Origin of the sequence: Shewanella sp. ECSMB14101, assembly GCF_000773485.1 — a bacterium.
Taxonomy (GTDB): domain Bacteria; phylum Pseudomonadota; class Gammaproteobacteria; order Enterobacterales; family Shewanellaceae; genus Shewanella; species Shewanella marisflavi.
Genome location: NZ_JSFF01000034.1, coordinates 1 through 25,824, shown reverse-complemented (window position 1 = coordinate 25,824; position 25,824 = coordinate 1). Strand labels below are relative to the sequence as shown.

Sequence of the window (25,824 nt, the reverse complement as noted above, 5' to 3'; positions counted from 1 at the left end):
GAGATTAACGCTTATGGCAAAACATGATCCCCTGGAGACTGTGCTTAAGTTGGCGCTTGAGGCCGAAGAACAGGCGGCGATTCAGCTTAGAACGGCACAATTGACGCTCAATAAATGTCGTCAGCAGCTTGATGCCTTGCAGCAATATCGTCTCGATTATATGAAGCAGATGGAAGGTCAGCAGGGGCAAGTGATTGCCGCTAGTAGTTATCATCAATTTCATCAATTTATTCGTCAGATCGATGATGCTATCGAAAAGCAGTTATTTGCCGTGTCAGAGACTGACAAGCAACGGCAGAAAGCACAGCAGTTTTGGCAGACTAAGCAGCAAAAGCGAAAGGCGGTAGAACTCCTGCTCAGTCACAAGGCTGAAGTGAAACAAAAGTTTGAGGCTAAACAGGAACAGAAGATGATTGACGAATTTGCCTCGCAGCAGTTTTTCCGCCAGTCCAGTCGTTAACCCCATTGGTTTTCGCCTGGCGCAACTTCTAGTGCTAGTCTCCTATCTAATCCCTTATTTCCTGCTTGCTGAGCTTAACTTGGCATTTTTATTGCTTTGTAATTGATAATGAGTTTATCGCGACAGCGAATAATTGACGCTTAGGTGTAGCCGCATAATGTTGGCTCCCGCGACGAGTGTTGGAGGAAGCATGCCACAGATGACCCAAATACTCCTCTCTAATGCCGAGTCAGGCAGAGAAAAAGGTGGAGTAAAGCCTAACCCGTCAGATGTTAGTTTGGTAGGTGAGTCAAAGTCAGAAAATAACGATTTTTCAGAGGCTTTGGCGAAAGCCAGTACAAAAGAGGTTGAGCATAGTCAGGCCAAAAAGGGAGCGGATACCCAGGTTGAGCTGAGCCAAGGTGCGGACAATAGCGCCAAGGGTTCGTGTTCCGACCAAGTACAGGATGAGTCTCAGGACAAGGCCAATGAAAGTGGTGATGTCGCCAATGTGTTGGCGCAGATTGACCTTGCCTCTAAGCTCGGCGTTGATGCTGAAACGGGCTCTGAGATTGCCGCTGGCGGCGCCATTTTGCCGTCGGATGAGAGTGAATCTGATATGGCTGGCGACGATGAGCTGATGCCCAGCATAGTAAAGGGGCAGGCAGATAAATTTGAGATGAGAGATGGCGAGCTGGAAGAGGGGGAGCTGAAAGAGATAGTGGCGCTCGTCCCTCCCATTGTTACACCACCCGAGATCTTACCTGTGATCACACTAAATGGCCAAGGCTTAGGAAGTGAGGCCGCATTAGGTAGCGAGGCCATAGTCGCCCAGTTGCCCGAGGCTTCACTCGATCAGATCATGGCGCAAAGCGGATTGACCAAGGAGGAGTTAATCGCCTTGCCGCCGCAGATGCTACAAGCCATTATTCATGGTATTGAAGGTCTTGGTTCACAGGCCGCTAATGGCCAAAGCGCTGCGTATCAGAGCACAGCTAGCCAGAATGATAATGCACTGACAAGCGTTCAGCAGGATACTAAAGCTCTGATTGCTCAAGCAAAACAGTATTTGGCAGCCAATAGTGTGCAATCTGGTACTGTTTCCATCGCGCCGAGTTCGCAACAAGGTGACTTAGCAGGGCAGGAAAAAACCTTTGCTGCGGGTCTTGCCGCTGGTAAAGAGGCGCAATCTATATTGGCTGATGCAAAGCCAGAGATGAAACCAAGCGCAGAGCAGAGTCGTCAGACTGAGTTTATCGCGGCGACTTCTATGCAGACTCACGGCACCAAGGCCGCAGTCGATGCGCTAAAGGATGCCAATCTCGCGGTGAGTATGACACCTAAAGCGGGCGAGGGCTCTGATATCTCTGGTTTGGATAAATCAGGGCTCATTTCTGCTCAGTCCTTAACAGGGCTCAGGGCCGAGAGTGCGCCTCAGTACCAGCTATCCATCAAACCCCAGGGTGAGCCTGCCGCGCAGATGCAGGAGATGATTCAAAAGTTCTCTCCTGTGATGCGGCAGCAGTTGGTGGCCATGGTGAGTCAAGGGGTGCAACAGGCAGAGATCAGGCTCGATCCTCCAGAGCTTGGGCATATGATGGTGAGGGTGCAGGTACAGGGTGAGCATACTCAGGTGCAATTTCATGTGACCCAGACCCAGACTCGGGAATTGGTCGAACAGGCTATTCCCCGTTTACGCGAGATGCTTGCCGAGCAAGGGATGCAACTGACCGATAGTAACGTCTCCCAAGGTGGCCAAGAGCAAGGTGATGGTTCAGAGCAGGGGGAAGCTTCAGGCCAAGGTTTATCTGATATGGATGAAATTTCGGCAGAAGAAAGCCTGCTAGCGTCGAATAACGCAACAAGTTACCGTTCGGGTATAGATTATTACGCATAAGCAGGTAACCTATAGGCAGAGATGATTGCTCAATCGTTTGATATGCGCTAAAAAATCATGACGATGCAGCGTGTTATAGGGATAAGAGATGGCTGAAGAAGAATCGTTAGAACTTGAAGAAAATGTAGAGCCCAAGAGCAAGAAAAAGCTCATTATCTTCGCCGCGATCGGTGCAGTGTTAGTGATCTTATTGGCTGTTGGTGCCTGGTTTATGTTTTCGGGTAGTGAGCCCAGTGAAGAGGTGGGCGCCGAAGGCGAGCAAACTGAGCAGAGTGAGCCTGTCAATAACCGCGAAGCCTTCTATGTGGGGATGCCCAGACCATTTTTGTTTAATCTGCCGGGGCAGAATCGCTCGCGTTTGGTGGAGATCAAGGTGCAGCTCATGGTACGTGGTTCGGACGACGATGTTTTGATTAAGAAACATATTCCGCTGATTGAAGATGCGCTGCTGACTACCTTTAGTAGTGCCGACGTGCAGAAACTCAGTTCCCTAGCGGGTAAAGATGAGCTTCGTCAACTGGCTTTGCTGAATGTACAAAATACCTTGCAGCCGGTGACCGGGCGTAAAGTGGTTGAAAAGGTGCTCTTTACCGGTTTTGTAATGCAATAAGCCGGCGCCATCGAGGGTAATAAGTATGATAGGACGATATTGTGAGTGATCTATTAAGCCAAGACGAAATTGATGCGCTGCTTCATGGTGTCGACGATGTCGAAGAGGAAGAGCTAAGCGATTCCGCTTTAGATGCCCGCTCTTACGACTTTTCGTCACAAGATCGTATTGTCCGTGGGCGCATGCCGACGCTGGAGATCGTCAACGAACGCTTCGCGCGTCATCTGAGGATCAGCATGTTTAACATGATGCGCCGCGCTGCCGAGGTGTCGATTAACGGCGTGCAGATGCTCAAGTTTGGCGAATACGTACATACGCTGTTTGTGCCGACCAGCCTAAACATGGTGCGTTTTAGTCCCTTAAAAGGCACGGCACTTATCACCATGGAAGCCCGTTTGGTGTTTATCTTGGTGGATAACTTTTTCGGCGGCGATGGCCGTTTTCATGCCAAGATTGAAGGGCGCGAGTTTACCCCGACTGAGCGACGTATCGTTCAGCTGCTGCTGAAGATTATCTTCGAAGATTATAAAGAAGCCTGGGCGCCAGTGATGGACGTGGAGTTTGATTACCTAGACTCTGAGGTCAACCCCGCCATGGCTAACATAGTGAGTCCGACAGAGGTGGTAGTAGTAAGTTCGTTCCACATTGAGGTCGATGGTGGTGGCGGCGATTTCCATATCACCATGCCGTATTCCATGATAGAGCCAATCCGTGAACTGCTCGATGCCGGGGTACAAAGCGATACCCAAGACACCGACATGCGTTGGTCCCAGGCCCTTAAAGATGAGATCATGGATGTCGAAGTGGGGCTTGACGCCACCATAGTTGAGAAACAGATCTCGCTAAAAGAGGTGATGAACTTTAAGGCGGGTGACATTATTCCGGTGGAGATGCCCGAATATATCGTGCTGCGGGTAGAGGATTTGCCGACCTACCGCTGTAAGCTTGGGCGTTCACGAGAGAATTTGGCACTCAATATCCGTGAGAAAATTCCAAGACCTGAGACGGTAAAGACAGAGTTACAACTGGTGACTAAGAAGAGTAAGTCTCGGGATCTCAACAATATTTAACCAAAGCGTTTAAGGTAAAAATCAATGAGCACAGAAGATACAGGTGACGATTGGGCCGCAGCCATGGCCGAACAGGCGCTGGAGGAGGCTCAGGCAGTCGAACTCGATGAGCTGGCCGATAGCGGCAAACCGCTGACCGAAGAGGAAGCGGCCAAACTCGATACTATCATGGATATTCCTGTGACCATCTCCATGGAAGTGGGTCGCAGTTTTATTAATATCCGTAACCTGCTGCAACTGAACCAAGGCTCTGTGGTGGAGCTGGATCGTGTTGCCGGTGAGCCATTAGATGTGATGGTCAATGGTACCCTGATCGCCCACGGTGAGGTGGTCGTGGTCAACGATAAGTTTGGTATCCGTCTGACCGACGTTATCAGCCAAACTGAGCGGATTAAGAAACTTAAATAAGGAAGGTCTATGGGGATCTCATCCTTGATGGTCGTTGCGGCCGCCGCGACGACTACTCAGGCGAGCATAGAGCGAGAGCCGGCGTTAACCACCATGACCAATATGCTGGGTGGATTGATCTTGGTCATTGCCTTGATCTTTCTGCTCGCTTATCTGGTGAAGCGCTTGAAGTTGGTTCCTAGTTCACACGGGGTGTTGAAAACCTTGGCCGTTACCCCTTTGGGGCAGAGGGAAAAGATGGTGTTGGTCGAAGTCGACGGTCAACAATATCTGTTGGGAGTAACGCCGCAGCAAGTCTCACTTATCGATAAGCTCGATAATCCAATCACCATAGAACAGGACTCCTTTGCCAGCCGTCTGCGCCAGGCAAAGTCATCACAGTCATGAACCTAATTAAAAACATGAAACGGATCTTGACCTCATTCTTGCTACTCCTGGCCGTGATGGCGCCGCAACTGGCGCTGGCGCAGGAGGGGATACTCCCAGCGGTAACCGTAACTACAGGCGCCGATGGCTCGACTCAATATTCTGTGACTATGCAGATATTGCTGCTAATGACGGCGCTAAGCTTCCTGCCTGCCATGGTGATCATGCTGACCTCTTTTACCCGCATCATAGTGGTATTGTCGATTTTGCGACAAGCCATTGGTTTGCAGCAGACACCGTCAAACCAGGTGTTGATCGGCATGAGTCTGTTTATGACCTTCTTCATCATGGCGCCGGTGTTTGACAAAATTTATGATCAGGCGGTCAAACCCTATATCGATGACGGCATGACCATAGAGCAGGCCTATGACAAGGGCAAAGAGCCGCTGCGGGCCTTTATGTTGGCGCAGACGCGGCTGACCGATCTGGAAACCTTTGTCGAGATCTCTGGCTATCAGAATATTCAGTCGCCGGAAGAGGCGCCGATGAGCGTGTTGATCCCAGCCTTTATCACTAGCGAGCTTAAGACCGCCTTTCAGATAGGCTTTATGCTATTTGTGCCTTTTTTGGTGTTGGATTTAGTGGTGGCCAGTATCTTAATGGCCATGGGTATGATGATGCTGTCGCCAATGATCGTTTCACTGCCATTTAAGATCATGCTATTCGTGCTGGTGGATGGCTGGAGCCTGGTGATGGGCACCCTAGCCAATAGTTTTGGGATTTAGGAGCGCTTATGTCACCCGAAGCCCTCGTCGACATCTTTCGTGAAGCACTCTCGGTTATCGTGACCATAGTGTCGATGATCATTGTGCCTGGGCTGGTGGTCGGTCTGGTGGTGGCAGTGTTTCAGGCGGCGACCTCGATCAACGAGCAGACCTTGAGCTTCTTGCCGCGTCTGCTGACGACACTCTTTGCCCTGATGTTCTTAGGCCACCTGCTAGTACAGACCATGATGGAGTTCTTCCTTGAGATGGTCAACCAGATCCCTCTGGTGGTAGGCTAGCCATGAATAGCCTGGCGTTGCTGAGCGGCGAGTCTCACTGAGATGGAGATTTTGCTGTCGACCATAATGCAGACGCTGTCGGCCTATATGTGGCCCTTGTTTCGGGTGTCTAGCATGTTAATGGTGATGGCGGTGTTTGGCGCTAATACCACACCGACCCGAGTGCGTTTACTGCTGTCTGTAGCGATCACCTTCGCCATAGCACCAGTGTTACCCGTTAATACCGAGATAGAGCTGTTTTCCTTGGGCGCAGTTTTCGTGACCACGCAGCAAATCTTGATCGGTGTCGCCATGGGGTTTGTCACTCTACTTATCATGCAGACCTTCGTCTTGACCGGTCAGATCATAGGTATGCAGACCAGCTTAGGTTTCGCTTCCATGGTCGACCCAGGCTCTGGGCAACAAACTCCGGTGATTGGTAACTTTTTCCTATTGCTGACCACCATGATTTTTCTGGCAGTCGATGGGCACCTGGTGCTTATCCGGATGCTAGTAGCCAGCTTTGACACCATTCCAGTGTCTCAACAGGGGATCAGCATTGCCAGTTATCGCCGTTTGGCGGAGTGGGGCGCCTATATGTTTGGCGCGGCATTGACTATGTCTATCTCCGCCATCGTCGCTTTATTATTGATTAACCTCTCTTTTGGTGTGATGACGCGAGCATCGCCCCAGCTAAACATCTTCGCCATTGGCTTCCCTGTGACCATGGTGAGTGGCTTGATTATTCTCTGGTTAACGCTCACGCCTATTATGGCTCATTTCGATGAGGTTTGGCGTTCGGCTCAGTTGTTGCTATGCGATCTGGTGCAGCTGCAATGTAGTACAGACGGGAGCTTCTGATGGCAGATAATGATACCAGTCAGGAGAAGACCGAAGAGGCGACCCCCAGGCGACGCGAACAAGCGCGAGAAAAAGGTCAGGTCGCCCGTTCTAAAGAGTTAGGCACCTCTGCCGTATTGATGTCGGCGGCGGTCGGCTTCGCTATCGTAGGGCCCAGTTTGGGTCAGTCGCTGATGGTTGTGATGAGTAACCTGTTTACCATGGACAGAAGCGAGATCTTCGACACCAATAGCATGTTAAACATCTGGCAGATGGTGCTCAGTGAACTGGCGATCCCCATGGCCAGTTTTGTGTTGTTTCTCGCTTTTGTTGCCTTTTTGGGGAATGTGGTGCTGGGGGGGATCACCTTCTCGGTTAAGGCCTTCATGCCCAAGGGCAGCAAGATGAACCCTGTCAGTGGATTTAAGCGGATGTTTGGCGTGCAGGCCTTAGTGGAGTTGACTAAGGGGATCGCCAAGTTTTCTGTTGTCGCCATCATGGCTTATCTGCTGCTGAGTTATTATTTTGTCGATATTCTTACGCTCTCCCAAGGGCATCTGCCTGGGAATGTCTATAACGCGTTAGATCTGTTGGTGTGGATGTTTATTATCCTCTGCTCTTCAACGGTGATCATAGTGGTTATTGATGTGCCGTTTCAGATCTGGAATCACAACAAGCAGCTGAAAATGACCAAGCAAGAGATCAAGGATGAATATAAAGATACCGAGGGGCAGCCCGAGATGAAAGGCCGGGTACGGCAGATGCAGCGTGAGATGGCTCAGCGTCGCATGATGGCCGATGTGCCCAATGCCGATGTGATTATCGTGAATCCAGAGCACTATGCGGTGGCGGTTAAGTATGACGTCACCAAAGCGGCTGCGCCCTATGTGCTGGCGAAAGGGGTCGATGATGTGGCCTTTAGAATCAGAGAGATAGCACGTGAGCATGATGTGGCGATTGTGTCGGCGCCGCCGCTTGCCAGGGCTATCTATCATACTACCAAGATAGATCAGGAGATCCCCGAGGGCCTATTTACCGCCGTGGCTCAGGTGCTGGCCTATGTATTCCAGCTAAGACAGTACCAACAAAAGGGCGGCAAACGCCCGACGCCTATCCCGCTTAATCAGCCAATCCCAGACGACCTCAAGTATTAATGGGCGGCTTTCTTGGTTGAACATCATTTTATGGCGACCTGTGTTTAATCTTTAAGCGATTGTTGTTGCGTTGTTTATTCACCTCTTAAGTTGGCGTATTTTTTGCTGAACCATCACTAGATGTCAAAGTTCAGGCGCTAGATTGATGGATTTGAAAGCAACGCTCGGTCAGATTAAACAGGTAAAACCTGCCAACTTCAAAGGTATAGGTACTCCTATACTGGTGCTGGCTGCATTGGCGATGATTGTTTTGCCTATGCCAGCTTTCCTGCTGGATATTCTGTTCTCTTTTAATATTGCCTTGGCCTTAGTGGTGCTCTTGGTGGCCATTTACACCGACCGTCCATTAGATTTTGCCGCATTCCCGACCGTACTTTTGGTAGCGACCTTGCTGCGCTTGGCGCTGAACGTTGCCTCGACCCGTATCGTTTTGCTCGAAGGTCATAATGGTGGCGACGCCGCCGGTAAGGTGATTGAGGCCTTTGGTTCAGTGGTCATTGGCGGTAACTATGCCGTGGGTTTGGTGGTGTTCTTGATCCTCATCATCATTAACTTTGCCGTGGTCACTAAGGGCGCCGGACGTATCTCAGAAGTGAGCGCTCGTTTTACCTTGGATGCTATGCCGGGTAAGCAGATGGCGATCGATGCCGACCTTAATGCTGGCGTGCTTAATCAAGATCAGGCGCGTATTCGCCGCGCCGAAGTGACCAAAGAAGCCGACTTTTATGGTGCGATGGATGGTGCCTCTAAGTTTGTGAAAGGCGATGCTATCGCTGGCATCATGATCTTAGTGATCAATATCTTAGGTGGTTTCGTTATCGGTATGGTCCAGCATGGGCTGGATTTCTCCTCGGCAGTTGAGATCTACACCCTGCTAACCATAGGTGATGGCTTGGTGGCGCAGATCCCTGGCCTCTTGCTGTCGATCGCGGCGGCCCTCATGGTGACACGCCAAAATGAATCTGGGGATATGGGACAGATGGTGATGAGCCAGATGTTCGATAATCCTAAGTCGCTGATCATTGCTTCTGGCGTGCTATTGATAATGGGTATAGTGCCCGGCATGCCCCATTTTGCTTTTCTCAGTTTTGGCTTGATCACTGCGGCAGGCGCCTATTTTCTGCATCGTAAAAAAGATCTCGATAGACAACGCGCCCTGGAGATTGCCAAGACCTCACCAGCCACGCCGGGTGATGCCAAGCCCAAAGAGCTTAGCTGGGACGATGTGCAGCAGGTTGATACCATTGGTCTGGAAGTGGGTTACCGTCTGATCCCCTTGGTCGATAAGGGTCAGGGTGGTGAACTGCTTGGACGTATTAAGGGCGTACGCAAAAAACTGTCACAAGAACTGGGCTTTTTGGTGCCGGCGGTGCATATTCGCGACAATTTAGATTTGGCGCCAAACACCTATCGCATCTCTTTGATGGGAGTGGCCTCGGGTGAAGCTGAGATCCGTCATGATTGCGAACTGGCGATTAACCCTGGTCAGGTCTACGGCAAGCTCGATGGTGTAGAGACAACAGATCCCGCTTTCGGGTTAGAGGCTGTGTGGATCGCTCCAGAGCTCAGAGAGCATGCTCAAACCTTAGGTTATACCGTGGTAGATGCCGCGACCGTAGTCGCCACTCACCTGAGTCAGCTGCTAACCAATAATGCCTCTAAGCTGCTGGGTTACGAAGAGGTACAACAGTTGATGGATATGCTTGCCAAGCACTCGCCTAAGCTGGTCAGTGGCTTTATTCCCGATGTCTTGCCGCTGGGCACTGTGGTGAAGGTAATGCAGAACCTGCTCAATGAAGGCGTGTCGATACGAGACCTTAAGACCATAGTTCAGACCTTGCTTGAGTATGGGCCTAAGAGCAATGATACCGAGGTGTTGACAGCGGCAGTGCGCATCGCGCTTAAACGCATGATTGTACAAGAAATAAGCGGTCTAGAACCGGAAATCCCCGTCATAACTTTGGCGCCGGAATTGGAACAGATGTTGCATCAGTCTATGCAGGCAACGGGAGGCGAGGGGCCGAATATCGAACCTAGCCTTGCCGAGAGGATGCAAAAGTCGTTACTTGACGCATCCCAGCGTCAGGAGATGGTGGGTCAGCCAGCCATCTTACTGACTTCGGGTATGTTACGTTCGACGCTGTCGCGTTTTGTTAAACATACGATTCCAAACTTAAGGGTGATCTCTTATCAAGAGGTACCCGATGAGAAACAAATTCGTATCGTATCAGCGGTCGGCCAGTAGAGGGTATTTAAGTGAAAATTAAACGTTTTTTGGCAAAAGATATGCGCTCTGCATTGGCCCAGGTTAAAGAAACATTAGGCTCAGATGCGGTGATCATGTCTAACAAGAAGGTCACTGGTGGCATCGAAATTGTGGCGGCGGTCGATTATGACGAGCCTAAGAAGGCTAGTGTGACTAAGCCTAGTGTGTCCTTGGCAAGTGAAGCCAGTGCTATTCCCCCCAGTTTTCTCGACCTGGCTGAAGAGAAGGTTTCTATTGGTCGTCAGCCCATTAAGGCGGAGTCAAAAAAACAACCTGCACCGGTGGCTGATTCGCTGCAGGCTCTATTAGAGCGTCAACAAAATCGCGTCAGTCAGCAATTGAATCAGTCAAGCGACGAGCTCGAGATGCCTGCATGGGCACAAGGTTTGAAGGCACCAAAAGCAGAGGCTACCGCTCCCTCTCAGGTTGAAACCCAAAGCCGACCTAAGCGTGATAAGCATAGTGTCGCCAGTGGTGAGATTGAATCTATGCGCGAAGAGCTGGCATCTTTGCGCAACCTATTAACCGATCAAGTCACCTCTTTGCTCTCTGAGCAGAAGAGACGTTTGGACCCTGTGGGTGCCATGTTAGAGAGCCGCCTGCTCGATGCTGAGTTTAGTCCAGAGGTCGCCGCTAAGTTATCGGCCTTGAGCGAACATTACACCCCTGCTGATTTGGTGAAAGCGCTGCCCCGTAGTCTGGCTAATCTGCTGGATAACCAAGGAGATGACATTGTTCGTCAGGGAGGCGTCGTCGCGTTTGTGGGTCCTACAGGTGTGGGCAAGACCACAAGTGTTGCAAAATTAGCCGCTCGATTTGCTGCACATCATGGTTCAGATCAAGTTGCGTTAATAACAACGGATCATTATCGCATTGGAGCCTATGAGCAGCTGGCAACCTATGGCAAAATAATGGGGTGCCCGGTCAAGCAAGCACATGATCTCAATGAGTTGGAACAAATTCTTTATCAGTTTCGCAATCGCAAGCTAGTATTGATAGATACGGCGGGAATGGGACAAAGAGATGTGAGATTGTTCCAACAACTTGATAATTTAACTGCAAATAGCAGATTACCTATTCGCAGTTATCTGGTACTGTCATCTACAAGTCAAAGAAGAGTGCTTGAAGATGCTGTCGCGCAGTTTACCCGGATCCCATTGTCCGGCGCGATTTTAACCAAATTAGACGAATCAGTGGCCTTGGCTCCAGCATTAAGTGTTTTGATTCAAAGTGGGTTACCATTGAGTTATGTCACTGATGGACAAAGAGTTCCAGAAGATATGCAAGTCGCCGACACCTTAGCCCTGGCCAACAAGGCGTTGTCGGTACTCGAAAAGAAAGTGCAACCAATACAGAATAACGAAAGGTCATATGAACGGGCCTACGCATTTGAGTAATATAATGAGTCGGGATCAAGCAAGCGGTTTACGTATGATGAATCAACCATATAACGAAAAAGTAAAAGTAATTGCCGTAACCGGTGGTAAGGGTGGCGTGGGTAAAACCAGCGTTTCGATCAATACCGCGGTCTCCCTGGCTGAGAAGGGCAAGCGCGTGCTTGTACTTGATGCTGACCTAGGTTTAGCGAACGTCGACGTCATGTTGGGGCTCAGAGCTGAACGCAATCTCTCCCACGTATTATCGGGCGATGCAGACCTTGACGAGATTATCGTTCGTGGTCCTAAGGGAATTGGTATTATTCCTGCCACCTCAGGCACTCAGGCTATGGTCGAATTAACACCAGCGCAGCACGCGGGTCTTATTCGTGCCTTTAGTGAGATGAGAACTCAGTTTGATATTCTTGTCGTCGATACGGCTGCCGGGATCTCAGATATGGTGCTAAGCTTTTCTCGCGCCTCACAAGATGTCCTGGTGGTTGTGTGTGATGAGCCTACCTCAATTACCGATGCCTATGCTTTAATTAAGATTCTTAGCCGCGAGCATGGTGTATTCAGATTTAAGATTGTGGCCAATATGGTCAGAAGTTTACGAGAAGGAATGGAGTTATTTGCTAAACTTAGCAAAGTAACCGACCGTTTTCTCGACGTGGCGTTGGAGCTGGTTGCGACAATCCCCTTCGATGAAAACCTTCGCAAATCAGTTCGTAAACAAAAATTGATTGTCGAGGCATTTCCTAAGTCGCCGGCATCAATTGCTTACCATGGTTTAGCTAACAAGATTATTAGCTGGCCAGTGCCGCAACAGCCCGGCGGACACCTAGAGTTCTTTGTGGAAAGATTAGTTCAACGCCCAGAATATCAAGAGGATCGTACGAGTGAGTAAAGCCGCTGCGTATACTTGTTTAGATAACAAAGCTTCTATTGTCGAACAGTATGCACCGTTGGTTAAAAGGATTGCTCACCATTTACTTGCTCGTCTGCCCGCTTCGGTGCAATTGGATGATCTTATACAAGCAGGTATGATGGGCCTGCTTGAGGCCTCAACCAAGTTCGACGGCAGCAAGGGCGCCAAGTTTGAAACCTTTGCTGGTATTCGTATCCGTGGCTCCATGTTGGATGAGATTCGTCGTGGTGACTGGGTGCCCAGGTCAGTACATCGTAATCAAAGACGTGTTGCCCAGGTGATAGATGAGCTAGAACAAGAGCTTGGGCGAGATGCAAAAGACAATGAAATTGCAGATCGACTTGATATGACGCTCGATGAGTACCATCATATTCTTAATGATGTTTCTGTCGGGAAAGTAGTTGGAATTGAAGATCTTGGTGTATCGGTCGATGTAGTAAGAGACGAAGACGATCATCAAGACGATGCTTTTGAAGCACTGGCAGAGTCACAGTTTCATGAGGCCCTTGTGGAGGCGATTAAGTTACTGCCAGAAAGAGATGGATTAGTTTTGTCGTTATATTATGACGAAGCATTAAATTTAAAAGAGATCGGTGCCGTACTTGATGTCAGCGAATCCAGAGTTAGCCAGATTCATAGCCAGGCGATGCTCAGACTCAAAGCGAAACTCAAGCATTGGACCAAAATATAACGATTACATGAGCAATATAAAAACAGCTCCGCGGAGGAAACCTTGGACAAGAATATGAAGATTCTCGTTGTTGACGACTTCTCAACAATGAGACGCATCATCAAGAACTTGTTGAGAGACTTGGGTTTTAATAACACTCAGGAAGCAGATGACGGTTCGACAGCCCTGCCTATGTTGCAAAAGGGTGATTTTGACTTTGTCGTAACCGATTGGAACATGCCAGGTATGCAGGGGATCGACCTGTTAAAGGCTATCCGTGCTGATGACGACCTGAAACACATTCCAGTGTTAATGGTCACTGCGGAAGCAAAAAGGGAACAGATCATTGCGGCGGCTCAGGCTGGTGTGAATGGCTATGTAGTTAAACCTTTTACTGCGGCGACATTGAAAGAGAAGTTAGACAAAATTTTCGAACGACTCGGTTAATCAAGGTTGGGCTATGCAGGCAGATACTTCAGGGCTGATCAATCTAGCACAGGCTAAGGAGCTTGTGGACTTGCTAGAAGCTGGTCAACAAGAGCAGGCCGACGAACTCATACGTGATATCGCCAGCCCGATTCAGAAAGAGCTGTTTGATGAGGTAGGTCGTCTTACCCGTCAGCTTCACAGTGCCATTGTGGACTTTCAAGTGGATGGTCGTCTCATTGAGCTGGCGAACAGTGAAATCCCCGATGCAAAAGAGCGCCTCAATTATGTCATTGATATGACAGAGCAGGCCGCTAATAAAACCATGGACGCCGTTGAAGAGTCTCTGCCACTTGCAGATGCCCTCACCATGAATGTTCAGTCGGTGAAACCCTCATGGGATCGCTTGATGAGACGTGATATTGAGCTGCATGAATTTAAGGCGCTTTGTCACGATGTTCAGCAGTTTATCGAGCGAAGCGAATCGGATTCTAATCGGTTAAAAGAGTTACTCAATAACATCCTGCTTGCCCAAGATTTCCAAGATCTGACCGGACAGATGATCCGTCGGGTCATTGAGTTGGTGCGAGAGGTAGAGAGCAACTTGGTCTCTATGTTAACCGTGTTTGGCGAACAGCCAGCAACGGACAAGCCTCGTGCGTCAGAGAAGTGTGTCGAAGCAGAAGGTCCTATTATGAACGCTGATCAGCGTGATGATGTCGTGACAGGGCAAGATGAAGTCGATGACTTGCTTTCGAGTCTAGGTTTCTAAGTAGGAGTCATATGAATGTCCTTTGATGTTGATGAAGAGATACTGCAGGACTTTTTGATTGAAGCGGGTGAGATTCTTGAGCTTCTCTCTGAACAGTTGGTGGCGTTAGAAAATAATCCTGACGATACCGAACTACTCAATGCCATTTTCCGCGGATTCCATACCGTAAAGGGCGGGGCAGGCTTCCTTAGTTTGACGCCCATGGTAGACGTCTGCCATGAAGCGGAAAATACCTTCGATCTGCTGCGCACCGGTAAGCGCAGTGTTTCTGCCGAGCTGATGGATATCATTCTTCAGGCGGTAGACTCCATCAACTCAATGTTTGCCGAAACCCAAGCGGGTGTTGAGCAGAGCCCTGCCGATGACGTCTTGTTGGCTAACTTAAAGTTATTAAGTTCAGGTGAATTATTGCCTTCAGAGCAGGGCGGTACAGCGTCGCAGGCCAGTAGTGACAGTACTCCTGTCGCTGATGCACCTGTTGAGGATGGCATTGAACTGTTTGGCCTGCCTGGCGATGACGGTGTTGAACTGTTTGACCAACCCGCCGATGACGGCGTCGAACTCTTTGACGAGCCAGTTAGCGATACCCCTGTGACTTCCATCGCCGGTGAAGGCGATATCGATGAGATTGACGAATCTGAATTCGAAGCCCTGTTAGATGCACTGCATGGCAGCGGTAAGGGGCCGTCAACGGCATCAAATGGTGAGAGCGTGCCAGCAGCGGCCAGCGACAGCGATGACATCACTGACGATGAGTTTGAATCACTACTCGATGAACTTCATGGGTCTGGGAAATTTAAGGCTCCTTCGGCCCCCATTGCCAAGGTGCCAGAGCCAAGCGCACCGCCGGTTGACGCAGATGAGATCACCGACGATGAATTTGAAAAACTGTTAGATGAATTACATGGAAGCGGCGCGGGCCCTGGTAAGGAAAACAGTAAAGCGGTAACTGCTCCTGCGGCGAAAGCCCCTCAAGCATCCCCAGCCAAAGCCAGTACTCCTGCTCCAAGTGTGCCTAAAGCTCAGCCTGTCGAGGCGCCAGCAGCTAAACCTGTGGTGAAAGAGAAAGTGGCTGCTAAAGCCCCTGCTGCCAACATGCCACAAGCTGAAACCACAGTGCGTGTTGATACGGCAAGACTCGATCAGATCATGAATATGGTCGGTGAGCTGGTATTGGTGCGTAATCGCCTGCTTAGCTTAGGGATCTCTCGTGATGACGAGGATATGTCTAAAGCGCTGGCTAACCTGGATCTGGTGACCGCGGATCTTCAAGGCGCGGTGATGAAGACCCGTATGCAGCCAATCAAGAAAGTGTTTGGCCGCTTCCCTCGAGTGGTACGCGATTTAGCCCGTAGTCTGAATAAAGAGATCGATCTTCGCATGATAGGCGAAGATACAGATCTGGATAAGAATTTGGTCGAAGCGCTTGCCGACCCGTTAGTGCACTTGGTGCGTAACTCGGTGGATCATGGTATCGAGATGCCTGACGAGCGTGAGGCCAACGGTAAATCCCGTACCGGTACCATTACACTGTCAGCGAGTCAGGAAGGCGATCATATCCTGCTTAAGATCGAGGATGATGGTGCCGGGATGGACCCTGAAAAGCTTAAGCAGATCGCCATTAGCCGCGGTGTTTTAGATGAAGACGCTGCTGCGCGCATGTCTGATGCAGAAGCCTACAATCTTATCTTCGCGCCAGGCTTTTCCACTAAGGTTGAGATCTCCGATATCTCGGGCCGTGGCGTAGGTATGGATGTGGTCAAGACACGCATTACCCAGCTAAATGGTACTGTGCATATTGACTCCATGAAAGGTAAGGGAACTTGCCTTGAGATTAAGGTGCCGCTCACGTTGGCGATTATGCCGACCCTGATGGTGGAAGTGGCGCAGCAAGTGTTTGCCCTGCCGTTATCCAGTGTTAGCGAAATCTTCCACCTGGATCTTACCAAGACCAATATCGTCGATGGTCAATTAACTGTGATCGTTAGAGATAAGGCTGTGCCGCTCTTTTATTTAGAGCATTGGCTAAGCCGTAAGGCGGTGACCTTTAAGCATGGTGACAAGCAACATGGTCACGTGGTGATTGTTCAGTTAGGTACCATGCAGATCGGTTTCGTGGTCGATGCTCTGATTGGTCAGGAAGAGGTGGTCATTAAGCCGCTGGGAACCTTGTTACATGGAACTCCCGGTATGGCGGGCGCCACCATTACCTCGGACGGTGGCATTGCACTGATTTTAGACGTGCCCGGATTATTAAAGCATTACGCCAAAAACAAAAAATAACAGTTAGTGATACAGTGACGTATAGGAGCAGCGTGATGCCATATGGCGTCACGCTTTGTTTCGGCAAAGGTCCTGCTCTTCATAGGAATTTGAATGGCCATAAAAGTATTAGTTGTCGATGATTCAAGCTTTTTTCGTCGCAGAGTCAGTGAAATAGTCACTAAGGATGCGGATCTTGAAGTCATTGGTACAGCCTCTAATGGCGCCGAAGCGGTCAAGTTGGCGCAGCAACTAAAACCACAAGTGATCACCATGGACATTGAGATGCCTGTGATGGACGGTATCAGCGCCGTACGTGAGATCATGGCAAAATGTCCAACTCCCATCTTGATGTTTTCATCGCTGACCCACGACGGGGCGCAAGCGACACTGGATGCTCTGGAAGCCGGAGCACTGGATTTCCTCCCTAAGCGTTTCGAAGATATTGCCACTAATAAGGATGAGGCGATATCGCTGCTGCAGCAGCGCATTAAGGCATTGGGTCGCCGTCGTTTGTTCAGGCCCATTTTGCCGAGAACGCCCCAGCCTAAAGCCACCACGGCACCGACGAGAGAGTTGGCTCAGCCCCAGCGGCCAGCACCGCGTTCGAGTGCGCCGGTAACCAGAGCCAGCGGTAAGAAGTATAAAATGCTCGTCATTGGTACCTCTACTGGCGGACCGGTTGCCTTGCAGCGCATATTGACTAAGTTCCCTGCAAATTACCCTCATCCTATTCTGCTCATTCAACATATGCCGGCAGCCTTTACGCCCGCCTTTGCCACTCGTTTAAATGGCTTGTGTGCCATAGAGGTTAAAGAAGCGCAAAATGGCGACCAACTCAGGGCAGGTTGTGCCTATCTGGCTCCGGGTGGCATGCAGATGATGCTTGAGCGCGGCGGTACCTACGGGCGCATTAAGATAGTGGCGGGCAGTGCCGATATGAATTATAAGCCCTGCGTTGATATCACCTTTGCATCTGCGTCTAAATTGAGTGGTGGCGAGACGCTTGCCGTGGTCTTAACCGGTATGGGCGCGGACGGTCGTGAAGGGGCGCGTATGCTGAAAAATGTTGGCGCAACCATTTGGGCACAAGATGAAGCCAGCTGCGTGGTTTATGGTATGCCTCAGGCAGTGACGGCCGCAGGGATAGCCAGCCAGTCGATCGCGCTTGATGACATGGCCGAGTCTATCTTACGTGAGAGCGGCCGTGGCTAAGCAACGACAGGGCGTCAGTAGCATAGTCTTGCTGCTGTTTTTCTTGTTGTTGGTTTGTAGTTTTACTACTGGCTTGCTTTATCTGGAGTTACGCCACAAAAACGCGCTGCTCGAAGAGAAGATAGCCGAGCTGGAAAAGAGTCAGGTTCTGCTAATGGTACCCGACGAACAGGCACAGGCACTCGCTGACTGGATGGAGTCTAACCCTGAGTTTACCCAATCTTTGCTTAAACAGGCAGAGCCAGGAGCTGAGGTGAGGGTACAGATAGGACCTGAGGAGGCTGAAGTGCCAGAAGCGATTGCGCTGACGGCGACCGAGGTTCAGCCCAATCTGTCGCCACTGCTCCCTATGGGAGATGCTGAGCAAGCGAGCAATGAAATAAAAGCGCCACAAAAGGTGGTAAGCGCCGCAAATAACGGCGATCAGGATAGTCAAACGCCGCCTCAAGCGGTTAAGCTGTCAGAAAATAAAGATGGTGTTAAAGTAATAAGTCTGCCCCATGGCGGCATTCGAGTCACGACTCGCGAAGATAACTAAAACAATAACCTGATGGCGATAAGCTTGCGGATTTAAGGGGTTTTTCTTGAAGATCTGGACCATTGCAAATCAAAAAGGGGGCGTTGGTAAGACGACCACAGTGGCGAGTCTGGCTGGCGCTTTGGCTAAGCGGGGCAAACGTGTCTTGATGATAGACACAGATCCCCATGCTTCCCTTGGATATTACCTCGGCATAGATTCTGAAGAGGTACCAGCGTCACTCTATGATCTCTTTTTGAAACACAAGAGCCTGACCCGAGAGCTGGTGCTTGACCATATAGTGCCAACTAAGGTTGAAGGTATCCATCTGTTGCCTGCAACCATGGCGCTCGCCACGCTCGACCGTTCTTTAGGTCATCAAGAAGGGATGGGGCTGATCCTCAAGCGGCTACTTAATCTGGTTGCCGACCAATATGATGTCGCGTTAATCGATTGCCCACCCGTGCTGGGCGTCTTAATGGTCAATGCTTTGGCAGCCAGCGAGCATATCATTATTCCGGTGCAGACAGAGTTTTTGGCGATTAAGGGATTAGATCGCATGGTTAAAACCATGACCCTGATGGGAAGATCAAAAAATACCACTTACAGCTACACCATTATTCCAACCATGTACGATCGACGCACCAAGGCCTCTCCGGCGGCTTTGCAACAACTTGGCGAGGACTACGGTGACGTTCTCTGGCCTGATGTCATACCCGTCGATACTAAGTTTCGTGATGCCAGCTTGGCGCATCTTCCGGCCTCCCATTACGCCAGCCACACTCGCGGTGTAAAAGCCTATGAGAGGTTACTCGATCATCTGCTGAGTAAGGAGTTTGCCCATGTCAAACTCGGCTGATGAGGCGGTTTTTGATTATTTTGCGCTTCTTTTGTCAGAAGGGCCTGAAGATGAGGTAAAAGCGGCGCCATCGGTCCAACAACCAAAGAGTGAGCCACAAGTAAAATTGCAGCCGCAATCTCGTCAGGCTGAGGCGCGTCCGGTCAATACCCAGGCATTACCCGCTACGACGTCGTTTAATAAGCGAGCTCTTGAGCAGCTCCTTGCCCCGGTTGCCGAGGCCGATGCTAAGACAGAGACGGCCGCGCTTGAACAGCTAAAAGCTGTAACTCATATCAAATCGACTCATATCAAATCAACAACGGCTAAACCGACTCAAGTTAAAACCGAAACTAGCACAGTTACATCGACGCAAGTTAAGGCAAAAATAGAAGAAAAATTAGAAACTTCGGCTAATATTAAGCTAAAGGATAAGGCAGTCGAAGCAGTTGATTTAACCAAGGCGCCACAGACACAAGTTGGGGCGACACCGCCCGGTGTGACTGAGCAGTTGGTTGAGCAGCTGGATGATGAGTTCCAGGTGCTTTTTTTCAAGGTAGCCGGACTGACTCTGGCGGTTCCCTTAGTGAGCTTGGGCGGCATAGTGAAGGTGGAGCGCATCAACCATATTATGGGGCGACCTGCTTGGTATCTTGGGGTGCAGACCCATAGGGATTCACAACTTAATGTCGTCGATTCCGGCGCCTGGGTGATGCCGGAAAAATATGACGATAAACTGGCGCAATCTGTTGATTACCAATATATTGTACTCTTAGAGGACAGCAATTGGGGACTGGCCTGTGAGTCCTTGGTTAATTCGGTAAAAATTTTAAAGTCAGAAGTAAATTGGCGCACCAAAGCGGGCAAACGCCCTTGGCTTGCCGGCGTCGTAAAAGAACAGATGTGCGGCATATTACATGTGCAGGCATTGATTGAGTTGTTAAATTTGGGTTTAGGTAGTCAGGACTCTATTGGCTGAGGTTTATATGGCAGATGCAAAAAACGTCGCGGCAGTTGCCGCAGGTAAAGATGATGAAGTGTTACAGTGGGTCACTTTTCGTTTAGATAACGAAACCTATGGCATCAATGTCATGCAGGTGCAAGAGGTGTTACGTTACACTGAAATAGCGCCTGTACCAGGGGCTCCTCACTATGTATTGGGTATCATCAACCTTCGCGGTAATGTGGTGACTGTGATTGATACCCGTTCACGCTTTGGTCTACCTTCTGCCGAAGTGGATGACTCTACCCGTATTGTGATCATTGAGGCTGAAAAGCAAGTGATCGGTATCTTGGTCGACAGTGTGGCTGAGGTGGTTTATCTGCGTGGTTCTGAGATTGATAATGCGCCGAACGTGGGTACCGAAGAGAGTGCCAAGTTTATTCAAGGCGTCAGCAACCGTGATAATGAGCTGCTCATTTTGGTGGATCTTGATAAGTTACTCTCAGATGAAGAGTGGATGGAACTGGCGCAGCTTTAAACTATCTACTGTTAAGTTGTAAAAAAGCCGTCGCTGGATTCGATGGCTTTTTTAATGGTGAAAGTAAAATATTGCTTATAGCGACCTTTGGCTCAAAGGATATCGGAGTAGCGCATCTATGATAGGTGATGAGATCTTAATTGCGGCATTACTGTATGTGGTTGCTTGTCTTGGTTTGGTGTTGTATCAGCAGAAACAGACCAATAAGCTCAGGGCGAAGATTGACGCCTTAACCTTGCTGGTAAAAGAAAATGATCGCCAGCGCGAGGCTGTTAAACAAGAGTTACAGGAACTAAGATCAGGCACCATAGGGGTGGGGCGGCGCATGCTTGAGCTTGAGAAGCGGGTGACGAAACAAGAGGCCCGCATCGACGAGTCGGTTGCCGACGAGCCTCAAGCCAGGCTCTATACCCGCGCCATGAAGATGGTGGAACTGGGTGCCGATATCGATGAGTTAGTTAAAGAGTGTGAACTGCCAAAAGCCGAGGCAGAGTTATTGCTCAGACTGCATGGCAAGGGGCGTTAAAGCCTATCTTGGCTTGATTATACCTCCTGCATGATACGTTTATGCATGTTATCCCACCGCTCGGGGAATTTTCCATCGAGCATATAAACGAAGGCGATGAGCTCTGCAATGAGCAGATATAACTCTTTGGGGATCTCTTCGCCAATCTCGAGTTTCTGTAAAAAGTTACTCAAGTTAGCATCCTGATGAATATAGATCCCCGCCTCTTTGGCGATGGCGATGATCTCTTCGGCAACTAGGTCTTCGCCTTTAGCCGTGATCTGTGGCGCCGTTTTACCGTCATACTGTAAGGCGACAGCCTGTGTGGGTCTATGGTCCTTGTCTGATATCGTCATCATTAAGCCTTTACTTTAACCAAATAGTGATCGCCTGGGAGCAGTGACGCCGGGACCTGAGAGGCCTTTGTGTGGATATGTTCAGGTGTTAAGCCGATAGCGATGATCTTCTGTTCCAGGGCGGTAAGCCTTTTCCCTATGCTATCAAGTAGGGTCTGACTCTCTGAGGTAAACCCTAAATTCAGCCTACCTAGCTTCACCTCGGCATTGATCAACAGACTAGCGTCTGACAGGTTAAACTTGAGCTGCAGCCGCCAACGGGTTTGAGTGTCTTTGTCTTGCTGTTCTTGCTCAAAATGCCCCTCTAGCTCCTCATGCCTGTGCTCTATCATGTAGGGGAGGGTGAAGTACCAGTTAGTCGACTGAGGCGTATCACCACTTGCCTGCTGGTATAAAGAGAGGTTTGAGAGCAATTTACCCATTAACTCAAAGCCCCCGGCCTTTTCCAGTATGCCGAGCAGTTGGCTACCCGAGGCAAGCTTCTGTAGTCCCTGTAAACTTGCTGGCGTCTTTGCAGACGTATTTGTTTGTACCTGTCTGCCCAGGAGTAATTGAAACAGCACCCCTATGGTGCCCGCATGACTACTAATACTGGATAGCGAGGAGACGGGCGCGGCGCCATTGGTGATGCCCGCGAGGCTATCGATGAGTTCCTGCTTTAAAAAGCTAGGACTTGCTAACTGGCTGAGAGGGCGGGGAAAGGCTAGCGGTAGCATTTGTTGCATTAAATTGAGCAGGGAAAGTTTTCCGCCCATCGCTTTTTGGACGACCAGCGCCTTATCGGCTAACTGCCCGAGTGCCAGGTTAAGGCCTCTATGATTAAGTCCTCTATCATTAAGACCTTTGTCATTAAGTCCTATGTCATTAGGTCTCAGTTGGTTAAGGGACATATCCGCTTGGCTCTCTTTTATGCCTACTGCTTGCAGTGAGGTCAAATTGGCATTTTGGCCTAAGTTTGCTTTCACGCCAGTACCTTGCTGGCTGGTTAAATCGGTTTGCAGTTTGATACCGGTTTGCATGCTTGCTATCTGTTTAAAGAGCAAGCTTTGACGGATCTCGCTGACGTTTGCTAATGCCAGAGTATTAATGCGAGTCTCGCTTAACCGCAAAGCACTATCAGGGCCGTTGATGGGCATTTTGGCTAGCGCGGTTAATCCCAAAATATCTCTCTTGCTTGGTGCTTGATTGCTAGCAGGCCCAAGGGTTTGAAGGGAGCTATCTGGCTGTTTGTTTATTAGCGCCTTTTCAACAAGTGGGGGGAGACTCTGCTGCACACCTTGTTTAACCGACTCCACAGCTGGCGATTGCGGCGTGGTCGTTGTTTTGATTGAGCTCAGCTCGCGCGCTAGTGCTTGATACATCTCCCGGCCTAAGGCTTGCCCAGATAACTTTTGGCTAAGCATCTGGTAAGCACTTGCTAACTCAGGTTTACTCACCAGGGTTTGGGTCAGCAGTGATTCAATCGCCTGAGCACTGGTTGCCGTGGCAGTGTTCGTCACGAGAGCCGATGTAGCTGAAAGCTGCAGATTAGCCTGAGCAAGTTTTGGTGTAAGTGTTAGGGCTAACTGACCTTGGTGCAGCTCTATTTTGGCTATGTACTGGCCTGCGGGTAATTGCGCGCCCATTAACCTGACGAGTTGTGACTCATTAAAATAGAGGTTATTTGCCGATACCCGCACCTCTCCTAACGGATAGCCTTGAGGGCGGGAAGCGAATGCGGTGAGTTGCTCCAGGCTTATTTGATTACCATGAATGTAGGCGAGTAATCCCTTGGGGATTGTCATGGTCTGTGCTTCACCTAAGGCCATGACTTGTCCACTAAATTGGCTGATTGAATTCGCGGCGGCGCTTAATTGGGTCAATACTGTAAGACGAATGGCATCTTGGCTAAGTCGCTGTTGGTCTTTAGCATCGATATAGGTGATGAGCAGTTCACGACCATTGAGCCTGAGTCTATCGCCAGCGGGGGAGGGCAATATTTCAACGGGAATTTTTTGCGCTTCCACTTTAGCCGCGGGCACAGGCGAGGCTTTGGCAGTTAGACCATTGGCTGTGGGTAAATCGATACGATTATGAGTCAAGCGTTACCTCAAAATTGATGCGCTGTGAATGTCTTATTACAAATTTCAATTTGACCTACAGTTATAGCTGAGTATCCTTAGCGAACTGAAAAGGAAAACCAAACTGTGTAGTCTAGTATTGATACTTTATCGTCAACCTAGGGTTGGGACTTTAGCCGTGATCAATACTAATTAGGAAACTAATTTATATGAAGTGTAAATGGATTGCGTTGAGTCTGCTATTGGTTGGTCCCCTGGCGATGGCCCAGGCAGAGACAGACAACGAGGGTGCAACGGACGGCACTACAGCAGATGTGAAGATTATCTACAATGACGAGCGAGATCCCTGGGAAGGTTTTAACCGCGCCATGTGGGATTTTAACTATCTCTATCTGGATAGGTACTTTTACCGCCCGGTAGCTCATGGTTATAACGATATTCTACCTAGGCCGGTAAAAACGGGTGTTAATAATTTTGTGCTCAACTTCGAAGAGCCTAGCTCAATGGTGAATAACGCCCTACAAGGCAAGTGGGGTTGGGCCGCAAATGCCGGTGGACGATTTACCATTAACACCACCATAGGTTTGCTGGGAGTGATCGATGTCGCCGACATGATGGGCCTGCCGCGCAAACAGGATGCTTTTAACGAGGTGTTAGGTTATTACGGCGTGCCCAATGGTCCATATTTTATGGCGCCGTTTTTAGGGCCTTACGTTACCCGAGAGATCGCGTCGGATTGGGTAGATGGTCTCTATTTCCCCTTGTCTGAGTTAACCCTGTGGCAATCGCTAGCCAAGTGGGGGTTAAAGAACCTGCATAATCGTGCTTCAGCGATTGACCAAGAAAGACTTGTCGATAATGCACTTGACCCCTACACTTTTGTTAAGGAAGCGTATTTTCAGCATCTTGACTATAAAGTGTATGACGGTGATATACCTGAATCGACAGATGACGATGAATTGCTCGACGAGTATATGACTGAGCTTGATTAACATCAGTGTTTCGCATAACCCATTGTTTTATATTAGGCGAGTAAATAAGTGATAAGATGTTGCTTATCTAGGCGTATAGGGATGTACTAGATTTTTCGGCTTAGCCAGAGTGCAAGCCCGGGGAAGCTTAATGGCGTTAGAAGATCTAGTGATTTTGTTGGTGGAAGACGATCCGGTATTTCGGAGCATTGTGGCTGCCTTTCTGGTCAATCGCGGCGCAACCGTGGTGGAGGCCGATGACGGTCAGCAGGGATTAGAAAAGTTTAGCCAGCAGGATTTCGACATTGTCCTCGCCGATTTGAGTATGCCTATTCTGGGTGGTTTAGATATGCTCAAACAGATGATCAAGCGTAAACCAGATACCCTTTCTATTGTGATTTCAGGCAACCAGGTGATGGCCGATGTCGTTGAGGCGCTGCGAGTCGGTGCCAGTGACTATTTGGTAAAGCCGGTCAACGATCTTTGTCTTATCGAAAACGCTATCCGTCAGTGTGTGGGTGGCTCGAGTCAACAAGATGTGCAGCTTGAAGAGTTCGATGAGTTATCCTATCAAGAGTTAGAGGAGCACTTGAGCCTTCTTGAGCAAAATGCCGAGGCTGCCAGGAGTGTTCAACAACAACTTTTTCCCCCATCGGTGATTGATTATCCCAAGGCTAAAATAGATTACAGCTTGTTCAAGCATGATGAAGTGAGCGCCTATTTTATTGATAGCGTCAACGTAGGCGAACAGTATTTGATCATGTATATGGCTCATTTTCATCCTCAGGACAACCGCTGCGCCTTTGCCAGCGTGCTACTGAAGAGCTTCGTCAACCAGAAACTAAAACGTTTTCGCAGTGGTGAAACAGAGACCATCATTGAGCCTTTTAACATGCTCAGTTATCTCAACGAGCGGATGAGTAAGTCGGGTTTAGATATCTATGTCGATATCGTCTACGCCGTGGTTGAACTGACGCACTATCGAGCATCTATTGCTCAGGCAGGTAAGGGGCTGAGGTGCTATATCCGTAACGAGGAAGGCTTAATGCCTCTGGCATTGCCTGATGCGCTGCAACTGGGGATTTTAGAGTGGGGCCAACCCAGTACGCAGTTTCGTAATTTAATGCCGGGAGAGAGCCTGTGTGTGGTTTCCAGTATCGCCGAGCATAGAGACATGTTATTGAATAATGAGTTTGTTGGTTTGAGCTACAGTCCTGAGGTAGCCGCCGGTGGTTATATTCAAATGAGCTTTTAGTCGTCTTCACTAATCACGAATAGCCGGTTAAGCAATGGGCTGAAAGTATCAAGCATGTGATTCGAAATTCATGTGTCGTCCTAAAATACGTTGACAGTTT

At 49.5% G+C, this 25,824-nt stretch carries 27 protein-coding genes; 25 read left to right on the top strand and 2 right to left on the bottom strand.

All coding sequences use genetic code 11. The annotated features are described in order from the left end of the window. Positions 1-13 precede the first annotated feature (13 nt). The 23 genes from fliJ to NY07_RS17565 all read left to right on the top strand — a co-directional run bounded on the left by fliJ (position 14) and on the right by NY07_RS17565 (position 21,103). A complete protein-coding gene (gene fliJ / locus NY07_RS17675) occupies positions 14-460 on the top strand; it encodes a flagellar export protein FliJ (protein ID WP_033540687.1) in 447 nt (148 codons plus the stop codon). Between the two features lie 190 nt (positions 461-650). Next, the gene (locus tag NY07_RS19075) at positions 651-2,336 is read left to right on the top strand and encodes a flagellar hook-length control protein FliK (protein WP_052125886.1); all 1,686 of its coding nucleotides are present in this window, start codon (positions 651-653) and stop codon (positions 2,334-2,336) included. Positions 2,337-2,424: 88 nt separating this feature from the next. After that, a complete protein-coding gene (gene fliL, locus NY07_RS17665; protein WP_033540686.1) occupies positions 2,425-2,946 on the top strand; it encodes a flagellar basal body-associated protein FliL in 522 nt (173 codons plus the stop codon). Between the two features lie 41 nt (positions 2,947-2,987). Further along, positions 2,988-4,016: a flagellar motor switch protein FliM gene (fliM, locus tag NY07_RS17660; protein WP_033540685.1), complete on the top strand. Its 1,029-nt coding sequence runs from the start codon at positions 2,988-2,990 to the stop codon at positions 4,014-4,016. Positions 4,017-4,040: 24 nt separating this feature from the next. Beyond that, the gene (gene fliN / locus NY07_RS17655) at positions 4,041-4,424 is read left to right on the top strand and encodes a flagellar motor switch protein FliN (protein WP_033540684.1); all 384 of its coding nucleotides are present in this window, start codon (positions 4,041-4,043) and stop codon (positions 4,422-4,424) included. A gap of 9 nt (positions 4,425-4,433) precedes the next feature. After that, the gene (gene fliO, locus NY07_RS17650) at positions 4,434-4,811 is read left to right on the top strand and encodes a flagellar biosynthetic protein FliO (protein WP_033540683.1); all 378 of its coding nucleotides are present in this window, start codon (positions 4,434-4,436) and stop codon (positions 4,809-4,811) included. Between the two features lie 56 nt (positions 4,812-4,867). After that, on the top strand, positions 4,868-5,575 hold the full coding sequence (gene fliP / locus NY07_RS17645; RefSeq protein WP_235363968.1) for a flagellar type III secretion system pore protein FliP: 708 nt from the start codon (positions 4,868-4,870) through the stop codon (positions 5,573-5,575). Positions 5,576-5,583: 8 nt separating this feature from the next. After that, entirely contained in the window at positions 5,584-5,853 is a 270-nt protein-coding gene (gene fliQ / locus NY07_RS17640; RefSeq protein WP_033540682.1) for a flagellar biosynthesis protein FliQ, read from the top strand. Between the two features lie 42 nt (positions 5,854-5,895). Beyond that, positions 5,896-6,693 carry a flagellar biosynthetic protein FliR gene (gene fliR / locus NY07_RS17635; RefSeq protein WP_033540681.1) on the top strand — a complete coding sequence of 266 codons (798 nt, stop codon included), beginning with the start codon at positions 5,896-5,898 and terminating at the stop codon, positions 6,691-6,693. Beyond that, positions 6,693-7,826: a flagellar biosynthesis protein FlhB gene (flhB, locus tag NY07_RS17630; protein ID WP_033540680.1), complete on the top strand. Its 1,134-nt coding sequence runs from the start codon at positions 6,693-6,695 to the stop codon at positions 7,824-7,826. The genes fliR and flhB overlap by 1 nt, the downstream gene beginning before the upstream one ends. 145 nt (positions 7,827-7,971) lie before the next feature. Continuing rightward, positions 7,972-10,071 (top strand): flagellar biosynthesis protein FlhA, encoded by a 2,100-nt coding sequence (flhA, locus tag NY07_RS17625; RefSeq protein WP_033540679.1) that lies wholly within the window; start codon positions 7,972-7,974, stop codon positions 10,069-10,071. Between the two features lie 11 nt (positions 10,072-10,082). After that, on the top strand, positions 10,083-11,489 hold the full coding sequence (gene flhF / locus NY07_RS17620; RefSeq protein ID WP_033540678.1) for a flagellar biosynthesis protein FlhF: 1,407 nt from the start codon (positions 10,083-10,085) through the stop codon (positions 11,487-11,489). 4 nt (positions 11,490-11,493) lie between these two features. Beyond that, positions 11,494-12,375: a MinD/ParA family protein gene (locus NY07_RS17615; RefSeq protein ID WP_033540677.1), complete on the top strand. Its 882-nt coding sequence runs from the start codon at positions 11,494-11,496 to the stop codon at positions 12,373-12,375. Further along, complete coding sequence (locus NY07_RS17610) at positions 12,368-13,087, top strand: RNA polymerase sigma factor FliA (protein ID WP_033540676.1); 720 nt, start codon at positions 12,368-12,370, stop codon at positions 13,085-13,087. Before NY07_RS17615 ends, NY07_RS17610 begins: the two co-directional genes overlap by 8 nt. Positions 13,088-13,129: 42 nt before the next feature. After that, positions 13,130-13,513, top strand: coding sequence for a chemotaxis response regulator CheY (gene cheY, locus NY07_RS17605; RefSeq protein WP_081953870.1), 384 nt, complete (start codon positions 13,130-13,132; stop codon positions 13,511-13,513). A gap of 13 nt (positions 13,514-13,526) precedes the next feature. Next, positions 13,527-14,264, top strand: coding sequence for a protein phosphatase CheZ (locus NY07_RS17600; protein WP_033540674.1), 738 nt, complete (start codon positions 13,527-13,529; stop codon positions 14,262-14,264). Between the two features lie 15 nt (positions 14,265-14,279). Further along, positions 14,280-16,547 carry a chemotaxis protein CheA gene (locus NY07_RS17595; RefSeq protein WP_033540673.1) on the top strand — a complete coding sequence of 756 codons (2,268 nt, stop codon included), beginning with the start codon at positions 14,280-14,282 and terminating at the stop codon, positions 16,545-16,547. A 93-nt stretch (positions 16,548-16,640) separates the two neighbouring features. Then, positions 16,641-17,741, top strand: coding sequence for a protein-glutamate methylesterase/protein-glutamine glutaminase (locus NY07_RS17590; RefSeq protein ID WP_033540672.1), 1,101 nt, complete (start codon positions 16,641-16,643; stop codon positions 17,739-17,741). Further along, positions 17,734-18,279 (top strand): hypothetical protein, encoded by a 546-nt coding sequence (locus NY07_RS17585; protein ID WP_033540671.1) that lies wholly within the window; start codon positions 17,734-17,736, stop codon positions 18,277-18,279. Before NY07_RS17590 ends, NY07_RS17585 begins: the two co-directional genes overlap by 8 nt. A gap of 46 nt (positions 18,280-18,325) precedes the next feature. Next, entirely contained in the window at positions 18,326-19,117 is a 792-nt protein-coding gene (locus NY07_RS17580) for a ParA family protein (protein WP_033540670.1), read from the top strand. Then, entirely contained in the window at positions 19,101-20,075 is a 975-nt protein-coding gene (locus NY07_RS17575) for a chemotaxis protein CheW (protein ID WP_033540669.1), read from the top strand. The genes NY07_RS17580 and NY07_RS17575 overlap by 17 nt, the downstream gene beginning before the upstream one ends. 7 nt (positions 20,076-20,082) lie before the next feature. Beyond that, positions 20,083-20,577: a chemotaxis protein CheW gene (locus tag NY07_RS17570; protein WP_011865192.1), complete on the top strand. Its 495-nt coding sequence runs from the start codon at positions 20,083-20,085 to the stop codon at positions 20,575-20,577. 121 nt (positions 20,578-20,698) lie between these two features. Continuing rightward, positions 20,699-21,103: a DUF2802 domain-containing protein gene (locus NY07_RS17565; protein WP_181404219.1), complete on the top strand. Its 405-nt coding sequence runs from the start codon at positions 20,699-20,701 to the stop codon at positions 21,101-21,103. Between the two features lie 17 nt (positions 21,104-21,120). On the opposite strand, the gene NY07_RS17560 is transcribed toward NY07_RS17565, so the two are convergent. Both NY07_RS17560 and NY07_RS17555 read right to left on the bottom strand, forming a co-directional pair. Continuing rightward, positions 21,121-21,441 carry an EscU/YscU/HrcU family type III secretion system export apparatus switch protein gene (locus NY07_RS17560; RefSeq protein ID WP_235363966.1) on the bottom strand — a complete coding sequence of 107 codons (321 nt, stop codon included), beginning with the start codon at positions 21,439-21,441 and terminating at the stop codon, positions 21,121-21,123. Continuing rightward, positions 21,441-23,519, bottom strand: coding sequence for a hypothetical protein (locus tag NY07_RS17555; protein ID WP_033540666.1), 2,079 nt, complete (start codon positions 23,517-23,519; stop codon positions 21,441-21,443). The genes NY07_RS17560 and NY07_RS17555 overlap by 1 nt, the downstream gene beginning before the upstream one ends. 239 nt (positions 23,520-23,758) lie before the next feature. Here NY07_RS17555 and NY07_RS17550 point away from each other — a divergent pair, with 239 nt between their 5' ends. Both NY07_RS17550 and NY07_RS17545 read left to right on the top strand, forming a co-directional pair. Beyond that, a complete protein-coding gene (locus NY07_RS17550) occupies positions 23,759-24,490 on the top strand; it encodes an MlaA family lipoprotein (protein ID WP_373681780.1) in 732 nt (243 codons plus the stop codon). 130 nt (positions 24,491-24,620) lie between these two features. Continuing rightward, the gene (locus NY07_RS17545) at positions 24,621-25,724 is read left to right on the top strand and encodes a response regulator (RefSeq protein WP_033540664.1); all 1,104 of its coding nucleotides are present in this window, start codon (positions 24,621-24,623) and stop codon (positions 25,722-25,724) included. The last annotated feature ends 100 nt before the right edge of the window (positions 25,725-25,824 follow it).